The 17,750-nt window shown below is 54.8% G+C and carries 14 protein-coding genes and 1 pseudogene; 6 read left to right on the top strand and 9 right to left on the bottom strand.

Going from position 1 to position 17,750, the window contains the following annotated elements; translation table 11 throughout:
- Positions 1 to 9: 9 nt before the first annotated feature.
- The 3 genes from Q0835_RS10215 to Q0835_RS10205 all read left to right on the top strand — a co-directional run bounded on the left by Q0835_RS10215 (position 10) and on the right by Q0835_RS10205 (position 4,383).
- On the top strand, positions 10 to 2,184 hold the full coding sequence (locus Q0835_RS10215) for a diguanylate cyclase (protein ID WP_298960843.1): 2,175 nt from the start codon (positions 10 to 12) through the stop codon (positions 2,182 to 2,184).
- Between the two features lie 229 nt (positions 2,185 to 2,413).
- A complete protein-coding gene (locus tag Q0835_RS10210) occupies positions 2,414 to 2,731 on the top strand; it encodes a hypothetical protein (protein ID WP_298819718.1) in 318 nt (105 codons plus the stop codon).
- Positions 2,732 to 2,742: 11 nt separating this feature from the next.
- Entirely contained in the window at positions 2,743 to 4,383 is a 1,641-nt protein-coding gene (locus Q0835_RS10205) for a BCCT family transporter (RefSeq protein WP_298960840.1), read from the top strand.
- Between the two features lie 68 nt (positions 4,384 to 4,451).
- On the opposite strand, the gene Q0835_RS10200 is transcribed toward Q0835_RS10205, so the two are convergent.
- The 4 genes from Q0835_RS10200 to Q0835_RS10185 all read right to left on the bottom strand — a co-directional run bounded on the left by Q0835_RS10200 (position 4,452) and on the right by Q0835_RS10185 (position 8,037).
- Positions 4,452 to 5,543: a LacI family DNA-binding transcriptional regulator gene (locus Q0835_RS10200; protein ID WP_298819715.1), complete on the bottom strand. Its 1,092-nt coding sequence runs from the start codon at positions 5,541 to 5,543 to the stop codon at positions 4,452 to 4,454.
- Between the two features lie 102 nt (positions 5,544 to 5,645).
- The gene (locus tag Q0835_RS10195; RefSeq protein WP_366142334.1) at positions 5,646 to 6,179 is read right to left on the bottom strand and encodes an OmpA family protein; all 534 of its coding nucleotides are present in this window, start codon (positions 6,177 to 6,179) and stop codon (positions 5,646 to 5,648) included.
- 41 nt (positions 6,180 to 6,220) lie between these two features.
- The gene (locus Q0835_RS10190; RefSeq protein ID WP_298819713.1) at positions 6,221 to 6,865 is read right to left on the bottom strand and encodes a L,D-transpeptidase family protein; all 645 of its coding nucleotides are present in this window, start codon (positions 6,863 to 6,865) and stop codon (positions 6,221 to 6,223) included.
- A gap of 137 nt (positions 6,866 to 7,002) precedes the next feature.
- Complete coding sequence (locus tag Q0835_RS10185) at positions 7,003 to 8,037, bottom strand: DMT family transporter (protein ID WP_298960837.1); 1,035 nt, start codon at positions 8,035 to 8,037, stop codon at positions 7,003 to 7,005.
- Here Q0835_RS10185 and Q0835_RS10180 point away from each other — a divergent pair.
- Entirely contained in the window at positions 8,036 to 8,491 is a 456-nt protein-coding gene (locus tag Q0835_RS10180) for a methylated-DNA--[protein]-cysteine S-methyltransferase (RefSeq protein ID WP_298819709.1), read from the top strand. The two genes, Q0835_RS10185 and Q0835_RS10180, sit on opposite strands and share 2 nt — an antisense overlap.
- 38 nt (positions 8,492 to 8,529) lie before the next feature.
- Here Q0835_RS10180 and Q0835_RS10175 read toward each other — a convergent pair whose 3' ends face one another.
- The 3 genes from Q0835_RS10175 to Q0835_RS10165 form a co-directional block, all read right to left on the bottom strand.
- Positions 8,530 to 10,491, bottom strand: coding sequence for a M1 family aminopeptidase (locus Q0835_RS10175; RefSeq protein WP_298960835.1), 1,962 nt, complete (start codon positions 10,489 to 10,491; stop codon positions 8,530 to 8,532).
- Entirely contained in the window at positions 10,488 to 11,798 is a 1,311-nt protein-coding gene (locus tag Q0835_RS10170; protein ID WP_298960833.1) for a ChaN family lipoprotein, read from the bottom strand. Before Q0835_RS10170 ends, Q0835_RS10175 begins: the two co-directional genes overlap by 4 nt.
- 424 nt (positions 11,799 to 12,222) lie before the next feature.
- On the bottom strand, positions 12,223 to 13,266 hold the full coding sequence (locus tag Q0835_RS10165; RefSeq protein WP_298960830.1) for an aldo/keto reductase: 1,044 nt from the start codon (positions 13,264 to 13,266) through the stop codon (positions 12,223 to 12,225).
- A gap of 363 nt (positions 13,267 to 13,629) precedes the next feature.
- Between Q0835_RS10165 and Q0835_RS10160 the strand changes: the two are divergent.
- Positions 13,630 to 13,894 (top strand): annotated as a pseudogene (locus Q0835_RS10160) (hypothetical protein); the annotation flags it as partial.
- A 501-nt stretch (positions 13,895 to 14,395) separates the two neighbouring features.
- Positions 14,396 to 15,730: a chromate efflux transporter gene (chrA, locus tag Q0835_RS10155; protein WP_298960829.1), complete on the top strand. Its 1,335-nt coding sequence runs from the start codon at positions 14,396 to 14,398 to the stop codon at positions 15,728 to 15,730.
- Positions 15,731 to 15,770: 40 nt separating this feature from the next.
- Here chrA and Q0835_RS10150 read toward each other — a convergent pair whose 3' ends face one another.
- Both Q0835_RS10150 and Q0835_RS10145 read right to left on the bottom strand, forming a co-directional pair.
- Positions 15,771 to 16,304 (bottom strand): MarR family transcriptional regulator, encoded by a 534-nt coding sequence (locus Q0835_RS10150; protein WP_298819698.1) that lies wholly within the window; start codon positions 16,302 to 16,304, stop codon positions 15,771 to 15,773.
- 227 nt (positions 16,305 to 16,531) lie between these two features.
- Positions 16,532 to 17,692, bottom strand: coding sequence for an MFS transporter (locus Q0835_RS10145; protein ID WP_298960827.1), 1,161 nt, complete (start codon positions 17,690 to 17,692; stop codon positions 16,532 to 16,534).
- Positions 17,693 to 17,750 lie beyond the last annotated feature (58 nt).

Below are 17,750 nucleotides of genomic sequence, written 5' to 3'. Positions count from 1 at the left end.
GGGGCATTGATGATCGAAAGCATAACTCTGAACCTGGATCAGTCGTTTGGCGATCTGAAAGAGTGTGTGCTCGTGACGGATGCCGAACGAACCATCGTCTTCGTGAACAAGGCGATGGAAACGCTGTTTCGCGTTGACAGGGCGGACCTGATCGGCTCCCAAACCAAGCGTTTCTTCGCTGACCCGTCCCAATTCGAACAGATGGCCGATCTTTATCGCGGACCGTCAGAAAAACAGCACAAACTAACACACACGATCGATCTTGTTCTCGGCGATGGGTCGAAAACAACCGTTGAAGTTGTCAGCGCTCCCCTGTTCAACGCCGAGCGAGATGTTTCCGGCATCCTGTTCATTGCCCGTGATATCAGCGAACGCAAAGCCCTTGAGAACAAACTCAGCGACATTGCCCTCACGCTGGAAGACGCGCTGGACGCCATTTTGGAAGGGTTTGCAATATTTGATGCCGACGATCGGCTCGTCCTGTGCAATGACAACTACAGGGACATTTACGCCCATTCAGCTCCGGCCATGTTTCTCGGCAACCGTTTCGAAGATATCCTGAAATTTGGCCTAGGCAAGGATCAATATGACACTGGAGACCTGCCACAGGAACAATGGTTCAGCGAGCGGCTGAAATGGCACCAGCAAGCCGATGGCAAGGTCCTTGAACAGAAACTGCGGGACGGGCGCTGGATCAGGATCTCAGAGACCCGCACGCGCACGGGCGGAATTGCCGGAATTCGCGCGGATATTACAGAGCTTAAAGAAGCCAGGGCCCAGGCCGAAAGCGCTTACAAGAACCTGTCCCTGATCGCAGATAATGTGTCGGCCAGCATTACAGAAACGGACAGGGACGGTAACTGCCTTTTCATCAACAAAACCGGTTGCCGCTGGTTCAACCAATCGCCGGAAGAACTGCTGGGAACACGGCTCCGGGATCGCTTGCCCTGGAAAGAAAGAGAAATCATTCGCACGGTTTTTCAAAATGCGCTGGAAGGCAATAAGGTAACCCATGAAGCCAGGTTCAGTTTTCCGGACGGTGTGAGCAGGGAATGTTTTCTGGAGGCGAACCCCCGTCTGAATGAGAGCGGTGAAGTGGACGGCCTCGTGGTGCTTGTCACTGACATTACGGATCGTAAAAAAACTGAACGAACTCTGGCTGAACTCTATGCCATCACGTCAACGCGCGAACTTGGACACGAAGACAAGATCGCAGAGATCCTGAGGCTTGGATGCGAGCATTTCGATCTTCCCTTCGGCCTCATCTCGCACGTGATTGACGAGCACTACACGATAACCCACGCCCAGAGCCCGAATGGCGAACTCGTTCCGGGAACGTCCTTTGATCTTAAGGATACCTATTGCACTGTCGCGTTGTCGGCCGATGAGCCGATCGCAACTTCGAACGCGGCAGATTCGCCATTTGCCAAACACCCCTGCTACGGCATCTTTGCCCTGGAAAGCTACATCGGCGCTCCATTGCTGGTCGACGGTGTCGTCCATGGCACGATCAACTTTTCTGCGCCTGAGAAAAGGGCACGTGACTTTTCGCCGGAAGACATTCAGATCATTCGTCAATTTGCTGATTGGGTGGGCCACGAAATCGCCCGGCAACGCGATCACCAGGCACTCATGGATGCCAAAATCAGTCTTGAGCGTGTCGCCAGCATCGATGATCTGACCCAGATCTTGAACCGACGTGCTTTCCTTGAACGTGCCAATACGGAAATTCAACGCTTCCGGAGAACCAAGCGCCCCTTTACCGCTGTGATGCTCGACATCGACAAATTCAAGCAGATCAACGATATGCATGGTCATTCCACCGGTGACGACGTGCTTGCAAGATTTGCACACACGGTTGGCAGCGAATTGCGTGCGGTCGACGTGTTCGGCCGGGTCGGGGGAGAAGAATTCTGCTTGATCCTCAATGAAACCAATATGGACGATGCCATGCAGGTTTGCGAACGGCTGCGCGAGAAAATCGTCAATGATTGTCAGTTCGACAGGGTGACGCAGACCATAACCTGTAGCCTGGGGCTTGCGACCTCTTCGCGCGAAGACGTGGAGTTCTCGACCCTCATGCAAAAGGCCGACACGGCACTCTACCAAGCCAAATCTTCCGGACGAAACAAGTGTGTTGCCTATCAATCCGGCGGGGACACTGTACTGGCATCAAGGGCCTGACCATTCATTCCAGGCTTTGGCCAGTTCCAGTTGTTACGCGCCGCCTTGTCGTCTCCAGATGCCGGATTTGACTGCGCACCCTGCCTGCGTCACAGTATCTTAGGTCGGCAGCGGACTGGACCAAGAGCACCCAGAAAGACATCAGAATTTCCGAATTAGCGGCCTCCGCTGGAAGACCTTCTCGTGCGCGTTCCATTCGTTTCTTAACGAGCAGGTCAGGGAGGGAAATTTGTTTGATAGTCCGAATGCCCTTGCTGATCTGACATACCCGGCCAAGTCGGCGATAGCTCTCTCTGCATTGTTGTTTTCTGCAGCCGAAAGTCCCGTCGGTCGCTACGCTGCCAATTGCATTGATCCAAGCCTGGCTCACGATCCGCGTGCACTTATCGCACTCTTGTCCGGCGCCACTCCAGATCTGGACACAATGGCTCGAAAACGGGTCACAAATCCGACCCTGGCCACAGCTGGTCAACAATCATCGAATTGGAAACAGGTCACGATGGCCATTCCGTATCCCAAGTCAGACAACGCCTTTCACCCAACATAAGGAACGTGCCCATGAGCGACAGCGAAACACCCCAGGGCATCCGCAATCCTGAAGGCGATGCCAATATCATCGACACCGATTATGAAATTGGCCAGGACAATATTGAAACCAGAATCGGGCCGTTCAATCTGGACATTCACAACCCGGTCTTTCTGGTATCCGGTCTGACAATTGCCGCTTTCACCTTCCTGACGCTGGCCTTTCAAAACGAAGTAGGACCCTTGTTCGACGCCTTGCGCAAATGGCTGACATCCAACCTGGACTGGTTCTTTATCATTTCTGGCAACATATTCGTCGTTGTCTGCCTCGCGCTCATCGTCACGCCGCTCGGCAATGTGCGCATCGGTGGCAAAGACGCGGCACCCGATTACAGCTACTTCGGTTGGTTCGCCATGTTGTTCGCTGCCGGGATGGGCATCGGGCTGATGTTCTTCGGCGTGTTGGAGCCGGTTTATCACATGGCCTTTTCGTCACCGCTCGGCGTGCCTGCTCCATTTGATGCCGATGGCACTCTGATTGCAGAAAACGTCGCCGCGGCAAAGGCCATGGGGATGGCGGCAACAATCTTTCACTGGGGTCTGCATCCCTGGGCGATCTACGCCGTTGTCGCGTTGGCTCTCGCCCTGTTTTCATTCAACAAGGGTCTTCCGCTCACAATGCGGTCGGTCTTTTATCCGATTTTCGGAGAACGCACCTGGGGCTGGCCAGGGCACATCATCGATATCCTGGCAGTATTCGCGACCCTGTTCGGGCTGGCGACATCTTTGGGCTTCGGCGCGCAGCAAGCGAATGCAGGCCTCGATTTTGTCTTCGGGATACCAATCAGCAACACCGCACAGGTTGTCTTGATCATCGGCATTACGGCAGTCGCTCTGATTTCAGTTTTGCGAGGCCTTGATGGCGGTGTGAGGATACTGTCCGAAATCAACATGTTACTTGCTGCCCTTTTGCTCCTGTTCGTGATTTTTGCGGGACCGACAGCGACGCTGGTGTCGAGTTTCGTGTCCAATCTCGCTTCTTATGCACAAGAGATCATTCCCCTTTCGATGCCGTTCGGCAGAGACGATGACGGCTTTCGTCAGGGCTGGACATCCTTTTATTGGGCCTGGTGGATTTCTTGGTCGCCTTTCGTCGGCATGTTCATCGCGCGTGTCAGCCGCGGAAGAACCGTGCGGGAATTCGTTGTGTGCGTCCTGATCATTCCAACCGTTGTTTCGGTCATCTGGATGACTGCATTCGGCCAAACTGCAATCGAACAGGTTCTGGCTGATCCCGAAGGCAGCCAGGTACATCAACACGTGATTGCCAGCTACAGTCCCGAGCTCTCGCTTTTCGGCATGCTTGCAGACCTGCCACTCGCCTCGATCACCTCGTTTATTGCCATTATTCTGGTGATCGTGTTCTTTGTTACCTCGTCCGATTCAGGCTCGCTTGTAATCGACACGATCACCGCGGGGGGCAAGGTCGACGCGCCGGTCTCTCAGCGGGTGTTCTGGTGCACTTTCGAGGGTCTTGTTGCGATAGCCCTTCTGCTCGGCGGCGGATTGGGCGCGTTGCAGGCAATGGCGGTCTCAACGGGGTTTCCCTTCACCATTGTCCTCCTGCTCGCCTGTTATGCCATTTTCAAGGGCCTTATGGACGAACCGCGATGATGGCCGGCGCATAAAACGAAAGGGCGGCCGTGCCGCCCTTTTTCCATAACAGTCCAAAGATCAGGCACCTACTCCGCCAACTTTGGTGCCAGACGGACACCTGGAGGCGGCGAGCTTTCGCGGACCTTGAGTTCCGGCTCGATGACGATCGGTGTGTTGGGAACGCGGTCGCCTGCAATCTGACGGAGCAAGGTCAAGGCCGCCAGTCTGCCGATTTTGTCGGGTTGACTGTTGACGGATGTCAGTGCCGGTGTGCGGGCATCCGCACCGTCGATATCGTCATAACCGGTCACGGCAATATCCGGTCCGGGCTCAATTCCGGCGCGGCGGAATGTCGTCATCAGACCGAAGGCAACCAGATCGTTGAAACCGACAATTGCTGTCGGTCGCTCCCGAGCTTCCAGAACCTTTGATACGGCCGCGCGGCCGTCGGCCTGTGTCATCAACTCGGGCAGATCAAGCTGGCTGTCGGGATCGAACCCCGCTTCGCTCATTGCCTTGCGCCAGCCCGCATTTCGATACTTGCCGGTGGAACTGTCGCGGCGCCCGCCAATCATCGCGATATCCTTGTGGCCCTGTGCGAGCAGGTGCTTGGTGATTTGAAACGTACCGGACAAATCGTCGCCACGTACACACGGCGCCCAGACGCCCTGAACCTCGCGAGCAACGAGTGTCACGGGAATGCCCTGATCCACCAGGCGATTGATCTCCTCAGCTGAAGTGCCAACTGAAGGGCACAGGATCAACCCATCTGCGCGATGCTGCAAAAGCGTGTTTACAAAGGCGCGTTGTCGTTTCACGTCATCCCTGTGATTGCAGATGAAAATCATCTGTCCTTGTTCTTCAAGAACATCTTCAAGAGCGGAAAAGACTTCAGCGAAAAAGGGGTTCAGAATGTCATGGACAGCGACGCCGACAATCTGGCTTCGCGCTGTCCTGAGCGACGCTGCCGAACGATTGTAGATATAACCGACTTCCTGTGCGGTCTGCTTGACCTTTTCACGTGTTTCTTCAGCAACAAGCGGGCTGTCACGTAGTGCGAGGGAAACCGTCGCCGTCGAAATGCCGAGCTGATCTGCGATATGTCCCAGTGTCAGTCGTTTGCCGGGCTTCGGTGGGAGGCCCGGTGTTGGAGACGATGATCCGTTGTCTTCAGACATTTATTGTTCTCAGGTAACCGCTGCGGCAGTGGCAGAGAGCGTTACAACCCTCTGCCTTCGCGGTAAACAGATTTTTGTTATTTATCTGAGGCACGCGCCTTATCAACGCGCCTGGGGAGCGGAATCGTCATACTCCTCGCGCAAATTGACGACGACGCGGCGATTTTGCGACTGACAGGCCACATCGTCGCAATCCGTCACCGGGCGTTCGACGCCATAGCCTTTGGCCCAAACCCGCTGCGATGGCACGCCCAGCTTTACCAGTTCGGCCACAACCGCATCTGCTCGCTTGGTAGACAATGTCTTTTGCGCTGCTTCACTGCCCGGATCGTCTGCGTGACCTTGCACTTTTACCAACCACTTCCTGTTGTCTTTCAGCCATTTGGCTTGGTTCTGAAGCGTCAGCTTGGCCTCATCGCTGACAACCGACGACCCTTTGGAAAAGTAAACCCGGCGACCGACATTCATGATGAATTCTTCTTCGGACCCAGGTTTGATTTCAACAAAACCTGCTGCCGGTGCATTCGTGACGTCAGGCGAAGTCAATCCACCCGCGCTGTTGCACCCTGCCAATCCCAACAAACACATTCCGGCGACAATCACGCCCTGGCCTGACCGGCCCAACCACTTACCCAACGAAGCCCCCAAATCCTTTGCAAAACAGCACCGCGCCGGCATTAACCGGCGTTGGCGCCAAGATGTTCAAGCACCAGTACGGCTGTCCCTTTCGGGCAACGCTGGTAGAGATCGATCACGTCTTCGGGCAGCATGCGGATACAACCGCTGGAGACATCATGTCCTATGCTCCACGGCTCCAGGGTTCCATGTAGACGGTACCCGAGATCCTGCCCGTTCCGGTAAAGATACAAAGCCCGCGGGCCAAGCGGATTGTTGGCAGCTCCGCCGTCCACCTTGCGCGGCAGATCAGGCTGACGTTTCAGCATTTCGGGTGGTGGTACCCAGCGCGGCCAAAGAGCCTTGCGGTCAATGCGGGCCCGGCCGTACCATTTGAAGCCTTCCCGGCCGACACCTACGCCGTATCGAAGCGCAGTATTGTTTTCCCAGATCCAATAGAGAAAATGGTTGGTGGTATCGACAACGACGGTTCCGGGTGGTTCCGGACTGAAGTATTTCACCATCTGCTTGCGCCAGACGGGTTCTATCCGGTTCAGGTTGGTTCGCCTGAACTGGAAACCATTGTCGTCCTGATAACCGTTGAAATAGGCATTCGCTGCGGCATTCGCCTGCGCGACGTGCGGCATGGCAAGCGTACCCGCGACGGCGGCGGCGCCTCCCAAAAACGTGCGGCGGCTCAAGTCCATCCCATTCCTCCTAAACAGGCTGGCGGCCCTTCCTGGCCAGTCGGTAAATCCAGTCTGTATTAAGAAGTAAAGACGGGCGGCACGTCAACCGCCTCACATGATTGATTCTAAGTGTGTGCTTGTACGCGTCGTCAAGGTCAAAGAGACTTCACGCGCTCGCGGTAGAGAATATAGAGCCCGGACGCGACCACGATCGCCGCTCCGATCAATGTCGTCACCGTTGGCACGTCATTGAAGAACAGGAGGCCGAGCGCGATCATCCAGACGATCTGGGAATACATGAAGGGAGCAAGAACCGGCGCTGGTGCAATCGTGTGTGCCTTTATGAACAGCATGTGTCCGCCTGCTCCAAGCACACCTGTCCCGAGCAACAGTATCCATGTCCAAAGATCCGGCGGCGTCACCCAGACGCTCAGGCCGGAAGGTGTCATCAGGATCGACGCAAGCACACCGGAGATGATCAGCATTCCCGCGGAATTCTCGGTCGCGGTCAGTTGCCGGGTCAACAGCGCATAGAGGGCATAGCTTATCATTGCTGCGACCGAATAGATCGCAGCCCAGTGCATAGCGCCCGTGCCCGGTTGGGTTACAAAAATAACACCACCAAATCCGACAAGAATGGCCGCCCATCGCCTGGGGCCGGCCCATTCTCCCAGCATAGGTCCGGCCAATGCCGTGATCAGCAGAGGCCCGGCAAACATGATGGCGGTCGTCTCTGCAAGCTGGAGATAACGGACAGCGAGAAAATTGAAAACCGTGGTGCCGAGCAAGCAAAGCGTCCTGATGATCTGAAGAACGGGTCTCTCGGTCTTGAGTAACGACGGAGCATTCCACACCCGGAACGCAATGATCGCGAGAACCGCGTGACTGACAAACCGCATCCAGGCAATCTGCAGCGTCGGCAAAGTCGCCGAAAGATACTTCGCCACGGCATCCAGTATGGAAAAACTCAAGGCCGCAAGAACAATGAGCCCGATACCCGCCAGGGGGGCTGCCGGCAATTCGATGCCTGCATTTGGTTTTTGCCCATTGTTTTGCCCCATGCGCTTTGCGTCCTTGCAATTCCGGCTTGCGCGCGCAAACGCACTTGCCTGGTACACCCGGCCTGATGCATCGCTTGCGCTTGAAACGGTCACCGGATACAGAATTTGAAGAAGACCGGAGACAGGCATGCCCATTTTGGAAATAGAAACATGGCTCGGGCACCTTTCCATCCGGGAGGATGAAGGCGCGATCACCCAGTTACACTGGAATGGGTCCCCAGGCAAAGAGGAAACGCCTTTGCTGCTCGAAGCAGCAAAACAGATCCACGCGTACCTGGATGGTTCCCTGAAAGCCTTTGACTTGCCGCTTGCCCCGAAAGGCGGAGATCTTCACCAATCGGTCTTCCAGGCAATGCTTGCAATTCCCTATGGCGAAACCAGAACTTATGGCGACGTTGCCAAGGAACTCGACACCTTTGGTCAACCTGTTGGTCAGGCATGCGGGGCCAATCCCATCCCCATCATCATTCCATGCCATCGGATTCTGTCAGCCAACGGACTGGGTGGATATTCAGGCTCAGGCGGCACGGACACCAAGATTGCGCTTTTGAAACTTGAAGGTGGCTACCCCTTCCTTCTGTGATCGGCGCTACCATTGCAAACCGATGCAAGAATACGCGGTCAATGCGGAAACGTGATTTCCAGCGGGTTCGTTTCTATCGGCCAGGTACCCCGTTCGATGGCCTTGTTTCCCGCATAGGACACGTAGCTTTGCCGCCCGTAATGAGGCAGTGATCGAACCAGCGCGCTCAAGGCATCACCGTCGCGGGCAGAAATCAGCATGACAGGCAGATCACTTTTCAACCTGGTAACCCAAGCAGCTGCCGTATTGCCGGTGTCGTCTAGTGGCGGAAGTTTCAACCCATTTTCTTCAGCAAATTCTTTGATGGCCGCGCTCCGGCCCAGCACGACAGTGGCCTTTTCTATCTTTCCATGCTCGCTGACGGGTGTGGTAACCGTGTCGTTGCCCAAAAGCCGCGCCAGCAGCCTTTGCGCCGCTTCGGCAAATGTACCTTGCTCGGACAAAAGAAGCACATCCACCGCGGGTTCAAGTGTGACGTCGCGAATGATAACAGGGCTTTCGCCCGACAGCAGACGGCGAAAAACATCGAACGCAGGATCGACACTGAGCCGCAGCGGTTTTGTGTCAGATTGAATTTCGAAGGTTTGTTCGCGTTCAGAAAGCCTGACATTTTCACTGACGAGGCCGTCCTTTGTTTCAATCTCGATCGGAATGTTCAAGCTATAGATCGAACCGGTCTGGCGGATCGTAAACTCGCTCACGTAGGCACTGGAACCACGTTGAACCTTGGCCATCGACAGCTGAATTTCCGGGGCTCCCTTTCTTTCAAGCCATTGATCGAAAAACCAAACAAGGTCGCGACCTGAGACGGCTTCAAACGAGTGGCGCAGATCAGACCAGTCAGCATGTGAAAACTTGTGGTCTGTCCAGAATTTTTGCAGGCTGCCTGCAAACACCTCGTCACCGATTTCGCCTTTCAACATGTGAAAAAGAAAGGCAACCTTGTTGTAACCGACAATTTGCGATGCGTCGTGCCGCTTTGACCGGAACTCGATCACCGGCATGTCGCGCTCGGGAGGCAAAGCGGCAAAGTCCCTGAGCCAATCAAGCCGCATCTGTTTCGCTGCTTCTGGTCCCTCGTCGGCCGCAAGCGCGTAATCCGCCATATAGGTCGTCAGGCCTTCGGCCCAGTTGCCCTCCCGATAGTCGACGAAGACGCCGTTGCCCCACCAATTGTGCAACACTTCGTGGGCAAGTGAACGTCCTTGCATAAACGGGAGCGGCACAATCATACGGCCGACATACGCCAGATTTACAAATCCGAGCCCAACGGGAAGCGGCGATGATACGACGTGAAAATCCTGATACGGATAACGCCCGATCTCAGTTGAAAATCGGTTCAGATAAGCTTCTGATTTCGCCAGATACTGATCTGAAAACTCATGGATATCTTCATGAAAATAGGTCCTTAACCTGATTTCGGATTTGTCTCGTTCCGCTACCGAGTAAGGCCCAATGAACACAGAAGGAGGCTCAAGCGCGAAATTCGCGATAAAGGTCGCTGAAGACGATGATGCCGTTTCAGTTTCTTCAGACAACCGACCTGAGGAAACCGCCTGATAAGGATGAGGTACGGTCACCCGGAGTTCATAGCTCAACTCCTCTGCCTGAGCGATGGGAAACCAACCCGAGTTGCCGAACAGAACCGCTCCATCCGGTCCCGAAGTCATGATTTCAGGAATGTCGCCGCTCAGCGTCAATGAAACGATTTGACGATCTGCCCTCGGCAATGAAACGACACCGCCATCGCGCCTGCGATCCAAATTTGCAGGTGCCCCGTCAACGGCCACCTCTTCCACATCAAGCCAATCTGCAAACCGCAGAGCAAGGCTGTCGGTTCCATTGACGGTGATCCGATTTTGAACCTCGATCACTCTCGCCTCGGGGTCGACATCGAGGCGCACATTGTTGTGGACTGTCCTCTCTGCGGCCATGGAAAGTGAGACGGAGGCAACCCCACAAGCAACGGCAAAAGCGACCCGGACGCCACCCCGCATCATTTTGTGTCCGACGCGGAGGGAAACTTTGCAACCAGCGTCTGGATTTCACCATCACGTTCAATTTCAAGCGGGAGCCATGTGCCCGGAGCCTGTCGCTGGATGATCTCAACAAGATCTGCCGTTGAGGACAGATCTTCGCCCGCTGCTTTCAGCACCACATCGCCACTGCGAAGGTCGGCGGCCTCCGCAATACTTCCGTCCGTCACGCGGCTCAACAATACGCCCCCATCGCTTGCCGGTTCGATAAAAACACCAAGTCTGGGGCGCTGAGGCCGATTTGGTTCCGTCTCACGGTCGTCCACGAGAAAGACAAGATCCGCTATCGAAGTCTCAATCGTGCGGCAGTCGTCCGCGACAGTTATTGGCAACAATGAAACGACCTTTTCAGCACCGAGGCTCTCGAGTTGATGAGGAACACCAAATCCGTTTTCAACGTGACCCCGGCCCAGAATGCCGACGACAAGCACCCCCGGGTTCTTTTCGCTGGCATCGAACAACGCCTCGGCCATGGCCCTGTCCCAGACAAGCTGTGCATCAACAAAATTATTGAATTCGGTCCGGGTTAAAATGTCCTCGACTTTTGGCTCTTCATTTTCCGCCTCACCGCCTTCGACAGCCACGCGACCGATACCGTGTGAAAGCTTGCTGGAAAAGACCTCCGCAAGCGCCTTCCTATAGGTTTCGCTTGCAGGCGCCGGTGTGCCGATCCCTTGCCGGTCCTTTTCCCCAACGTTCTCCCAACCTTCGCGGCCAACCGTGGAAACAAGACTGCGACCTACATTTATCGCTTTCATGCCGAGCCGGTTCTGACGGGCAAAATTGAAAAGCGGCAAATAGTAATCGGCGTCATAACCCCAAACGTCGTTCCAGCGAACTTCCTTTAAAAACGCGTCTTCAAGCAGATCACCGGCTGCCCATCTGTCGAGAACCGATTGCGTGTCTCGCGGAAAGGCCTCGAAACCGACAATGATGTCTGGATTGTGAGCGAACAGACCCGCGAGCGTATGGGTTTGCCAGAGATGATCTTCCTTTGAGGTATGAGACTCGCCCAAAAGCACTATGGCGCCGCTGGCCGCTTGCAACAGCGCAGCCTCCGGAGGCACGGCTTTACCCGTTGCCGGGTCGATCCATTGTCCTGCCGGCCCGCAAGCTTCAAAGCTCGAACTGGCGTTTTGCCGGTCGCCTTCACCCGCATGCGCAGAATCGAAGGAAACGTTCGCGAACACAAACGCACCGCAAAAGATACCCACTGCACTTTTCATGAGCGCGGACTTGCGTAAATCAGCTTTACCCTTTGCGGATCCCAAGTCACTCTCCTTAGGCTTTTGTCCCCGGCACCGAACGGAAGGGGCTGAATGACAGTCTAGGCCTGTTCGGCAGCATCCATGCTGCCAGTTAATCTGGGTCGCATTGCGAGCGCTGCGCCTGATCGTTTGAACTTGCATGACGCTGTGACGCTTTTTTTGGCGTCGTCCTTGCAGAAGTGTCGCCGCTCAGACCGTTGCAGGTCAAACCGTCAATTTGTCACTTGCGACAAGACGCGCCTTTTCCGCAAGCATATATGCTCGGAAACAAAAAAGGCTCTGTTGCAATAATCGACTGACTTTGCGACGAAGCCGACAGAAAGACACCAGCACGATGGTCGCTTTCCGATCCGTTTGAGAGGCGAACGGGTTCGGTCTATTCCAGGCACAAGCTTCAAACCAATCGTGACCAGTTCATCGTAAGTTGTTAATTGGCCAAGTTCCGGACCTGCCGGGTCCCGAGCACCTTCCAGATATCCATCCCACACGGATCTTCCAGAAAGTTGTACGGATAGGGCAATGCCTCCAAGGCACTGGCCTGCGTGAGCATACTCATCTCTTCCTGACTAAGAAAAAAATCTGCTGCGGCTAGGTTGGCTTCAAGTTGTTTGACAGTGCGGGCTCCGACGGGAACCGAGGCGACACCTGGCCGCGACACCGCCCATGCCAAGGCTGGATGAGTGATTGGCCGATTGTGATCATTGGCTATGACTTGGAGCAACCTTAGAACGGTATAGGTGCGTTCTGTATTGCGATAGTCATACCCGTCACCTCGATCGGGATCTTCTCCCAACCGCGTATGATCGGCAGGCCGTTCATTGGCTGCATATTTACCAGTCAGCCAGCCCCCTGCGAGCGGGGACCAAACCGTCACCGCAATGTTGTTTTCAAGGCAGCATGGCAGCACTTCAAGCTCAATTCCTCGTTCCAGAAGATTGTATTGTGCTTGAAGTGCAACAGGCGAGGGCAAGCCATGAGAAGAGGCAAGAGCGACTATCTTCTGCAATTGCCAACCTGAGACATTTGACCACGAAATTTGTTTGATTTTGCCTGCGTCAACCAGATCCCCGAGCGTTTGCAAAGTTTCCAAAATATCCGTCTGAGGATCCCAACCATGTACATAGTAGAGATCAAACGCATCGACATTCATGCGTCTTAAACTTGCGTCAACTGAATGAATAAGGCTGCGCCTGGAAGCTCCAGCGCTCCCTTCAGGTGGAGAAAACCGACCTTTCGTCGCGATTGTAATCGCGTGGGACTTGCCTCGTTGGGAAATCCATTCACCTATGATCTCTTCTGACTTTCCGCCAGCATAGCCATCTGCGGTATCGATGTGGGTCCCACCCTGGTCGACGTAAATATCGAGCTGCCTGAATGAATCCACCTTGTTGGTTTCTGCCCCAAAGGTCATGGTTCCAAGTGCAAGGCTTGAAATACTGATTTCAGTTTTGCCCAACGGATTGCGTTGCATAATTGAACCTTTTTCTGGCCAGACATTTCAGTTTTCGCGTTTAACGGCGCCCAGTCGAGCGGAACATCGGATTGTCCTGATGCCGTCACTCCCTGAGAAGCAAGAAGCGACTTTGGCTACCTCAGCACAACTATGGCCTCGGCGCTCTCACACCGCAAAAGGTCGGAAAGCATGCTGAACTCTTGCGTCAACGCCAAAACGGTTTGGCCAATTGACATTGGTAAGCACGATCAAATCGTCACCTGAAACCATGAACCTTACCAATCAAATCTGTAAGAGAGCCATTAGTGTGACTTGTTGGGAAAGATCAAATCGCAATGGGGAAAGATGGCTCTGTTGCAAAAGTCGATTGATCTTACAATGCGGCCGCCTTCTGACATTTGGCGGGTCGACAAGCCCTACATCGAGGTCCCCCGGGTAAAAGCCTGAGAGGGCTTTAAGACTGGGACCAGCCTCATGCGATCGATACCGACAAGGCTCCTACTATGGCGCTGTCATTTCGGAGCTGAAAGCGGAGGCAAATGCCTGCAGGGCACTGGGCATCGCCAAGGCCGATCGGATCGGCCCCTGTGCTCTGTTAGAGGTATTGAAGATGCTCGAAAATCATCTCCAGGATGGAAGAGATTGAACCGCGGTCCCGGCAAGGGCGGAAACTGTCAAAACTCAAAATTGCAACAAAGCCAGCAAAAATCGACAACCGTCAGAAAAGAACAAAGCCAAAAAAGACGATTATGACAGCCAGAGTTAGCCAGATCAGCAGGTCATTGACATGCCCGCGGCGCGACTTGATCTCAGACCACGCGGCGGCCTCCGGCCCTGATCGCAGACCGAAAACCGGTCTTTTGATGGTAGTGTTTGAGACATGCGAAAATCGTCGGCGAAGCTCCGCGGCCCGGCGGGCTCCCCGTTCATCATTGAGGGTCTGGTGTCTCGAAACCATCTCGAATTCCTCCGATCAATCGGTATCAACGTCTGACGGAAATCTGGTCTCCATTGATGCCGATTTCAAATGACCGTTTTGTAATGTTTTCCAAGTTGGATATGCATCTGAAAACGAAAGGGTTTCCGTGTCTTATGGCCTTCATGATACGACGGTAGGAAAGTCCGTCTTCCAATAGAAAAGCCTTCAATGTCATCTTCCAACAATCAAGACGGATCGGCACTCCATCAGAAATCTGCGCCACCTCTTTCCGAAGTGATCAGTGTTTCTCTGAAGGTAGGCTTGTTGTCCTTTGGCGGGCCCGCCGCTCAGATCTCGGTGATGCATCAGGAATTCGTCGAAAACCGCAAATGGCTTTCAGAAGACCGGTTTTTACATGCGTTGAATTACTGCATGCTGCTGCCTGGACCGGAAGCCCAACAGCTGGCGACCTATTGCGGATGGCTATGCGCGCGCACCGTTGGCGGCCTGATCGCAGGGCTGCTTTTCATACTTCCCGGTGCGATCACAATGGCGTTGGTCAGTTTCGTGTATGCAGCTTATGGCGACACGGCGTTCATCGTTTCTGTGTTTTACGGCGTTAAGGCCGGTGTCCTGGCAATTGTTCTCCAGGCCTTGCTGAAAATCGGCAGGAAAGCCCTGAAGTCGAACCTTGCCTGGGCAATCTGTGGCTTGTCCTTTGTTGCGCTGTTTTTCTTTTCCATACCGTTTCCGATTGTCATCATTGCCGCAGCACTCAGCGGCCTGATTTTCGGAGCACCGTCAGGGTCAATACCTGCAGACAAGAGCGTGCAATCTACGCACGCTTCGGTTCTTTCAACCATCCGAACGGTTCTTGCCGGTCTCGTAATCTGGATGGCTCCTCCAATAACGGCAGCTTTGGTCCTGGCACCCGACAACGTGCTTCTGGAGGTCGCAGAATTCTTTTCTGTGTTGGCTGTGGTCAGTTTCGGTGGTGCCTATGCTCTACTCAGTTATATGGCTCAAGTTGCCGTCGATACGAAAGCCTGGCTAAGTGCTGGCGAAATGCTCGATGGACTCGGGCTTGCCGAAACCACGCCCGGGCCGTTGATCCTGGTGACTCAGTTTGTCGGCTTCCTGGGCGGCTGGCGGGACCCGGGGCCGTTCTCACCGGTCACAAGCGGCATGTTGGCGGCCGCGATGACCACATGGGTCACCTTTGCACCCAGCTTCCTGTTTGTGCTTGCTGGCCCTCCCTGGATGGAACGCTTGCGCGGCAACAGGATCCTTGCCAACGCTCTGTCGGCAATCACTGCCGCGGTCGCGGGGACCATTTTAAATCTGGCCGTCTGGTTTGCGATCAACGTGCTTTTCACCGAAACGAGCACCGCCCGGTTTGGCGCTCTGGAAGTCATTTGGCCTGATCTTGCAACCATTGACCCGGCTCTTGCCGGAATTGCCGCTTTGGCAATCACCATGGTTTTTGTTGGCGGACGCGGCATGGCGAGCGTTTTGATAACCACCGCGTGTCTGGGATATTTGGCGAGAACATTTCTAGGCTGACCAGGCCGATACTCAGGACCTTCCGCTGCCGAAAGTGCGGTCAGGCAGCGCTGCGCGTCTTTTCCTTGGGGTTTGCTTGCTTGTCCTCGTTTGCCGTTTCGTCTTCGGTGTCGAAATCAGCTTCGTGCTCGGGATCATCATCTATCGAAATGGAGAGATTTTTTTCAACTTGCCGCAACAGCTTTCGCAATTTCTTGCGGTCCTTGTCTTCAATACCGGTCATCGCTTCTCGTTCAAGGCGCTTCCAGGCCTTGTCGATGGAAGTCACCAGTTCACGGCCCTTTTCCGTTAGATGAACCCGTGCAAGACGGCCATCAGTGTCGGACACTTGTCGCCGCAGAAATCCCTGGCTGGATAGGCGCGTCACCATTTTTGTGACCGTAGGCGGCTGAACACCCAGAGCAAGCGCCAGCTGGCTCATTGTGCGACCATCAGAATCTGCAAGCACCTTCAGAACGAGTTCCTGTCCCGGATGAAGCCCTATTCGCATCAGATGTGCGCCAGCGCGGGCACGTTGTGCCTTTGCAGCCTGAATCAGGCGGAATGTAATGCTCTTTTTGTAGTTAAAAGCCATCGCCTATACCCCGTTATCAAGTCCACCCGAATCACCTTCGTCTTCAACGCGGCCGCAACATAGAGCGAGTATTTAACCGTCAAATGACATCGCAGCCACAACAGGCCTTTTTTTGAGAAAACGTCGGGGCTTGATTTGATTTAGTTGGCTCAGCAACCATTCATAAGTCCGCCTTCGCTGATCAACGGCACGTCGCTTTCATGTCTTCTACCCAGGGAATTCGAGCGCTAGGACTTGACCTTAAGCGTGCCAGCCAGAAACGGTATCAGCAGCGTCAATAGTGCGACGGCACCAAAGGATGCCCTCAAAGACCAGGCTTCGCCGATAAACCCTAGCAGCGGAGGCCCAAGAAGAAATGCACCGTATCCGAGCGTGGCAACAGCAGCGAGTGCCGGGCCTTTTGACATGTGCGGATCGGCCGCGGCGCGCGACATGGCAAGAGGAAACAGGACTGCATATCCAAGCCCCATGACAAAGCAGCCAGCCCAGACCGACCAGATATTGATGCCCGATACGAGGAGAAGGCAGCCGAAGAACGCCACAACGCCGCTTATCCGGGCAACACGAACCGGGCCGAACCGGGCAACAACAGCGTCACCTGTCAAACGCATCACCACCATGGCGATCGAAAAAACCGTGAAAGCTGTCGGCGCAATGGCCTCCGAATAGCCAAGCTCTTCGATCTGGAAAAGTGCCGCCCAATCGGTGACCGCTCCCTCGCCCAGGGCAGCGACCAGCGCCACGAGACCAGCAAGCACAAGAGCTCCCTTGGGCAAGGCAAAGAGGGGTGCCTTGGCGCCCGTTTCCGAAACACTGTCCATTTTTGGCCAGCTCTGCCACCAAAACCAGAAGAGAAAAGGAACCGTTGCAAGGCTCCAGGCGCTGAAATGCTGGGTTACCGACAAACCGAATTCGATCGCAAGACTGCCCGCAGCGGCAGCGACACCTGCGCCCAAACTGAAAAGACCATGAAAGGACGACATGATCGGCCGGCCGCGGACTTTTTCAACCTCCGCACCCCATCCGTTCATTGAAACGTCGAGTGCACCAAAAGAAAATCCCGCGAGGAAGAGTGTCAGTGCCAGCACATTGGTTGTTGGCGCAAGTCCAACCAGAACGAACGAGATAACCGTCGCCACAGCGAGCGCCTTTGACACCGGGGCTGCGCCGAGCCTGTCAATCAACACACCAGTAAATGGAAATGCCACGAAGGCACCGCTCGCCATGACAAGCAGCAAGACACCGAAACCGCCCTCGCTCAAACCGGTTGCCGATTTGATGTCCGGGATTCTGGAAGCCCAGAGCCCTATGAAACTGCCGCACATGAAGAAGATCGCCGAAACTACACGGCGCGCGGCAATTGCCTGTTCCTGGTCGGGAATACGCATCATCAGACCTGAAAAGGGGAAGAACCCGTAGAAGTGAGGGAGTATCTTTTGTCACGTC

The organism is uncultured Roseibium sp. (assembly GCF_947499295.1).
Lineage (GTDB): Bacteria > Pseudomonadota > Alphaproteobacteria > Rhizobiales > Stappiaceae > Roseibium.
The sequence above is the reverse complement of the archived record's forward strand: the minus strand, read 5'-3'. Positions and strand labels throughout refer to the sequence as shown.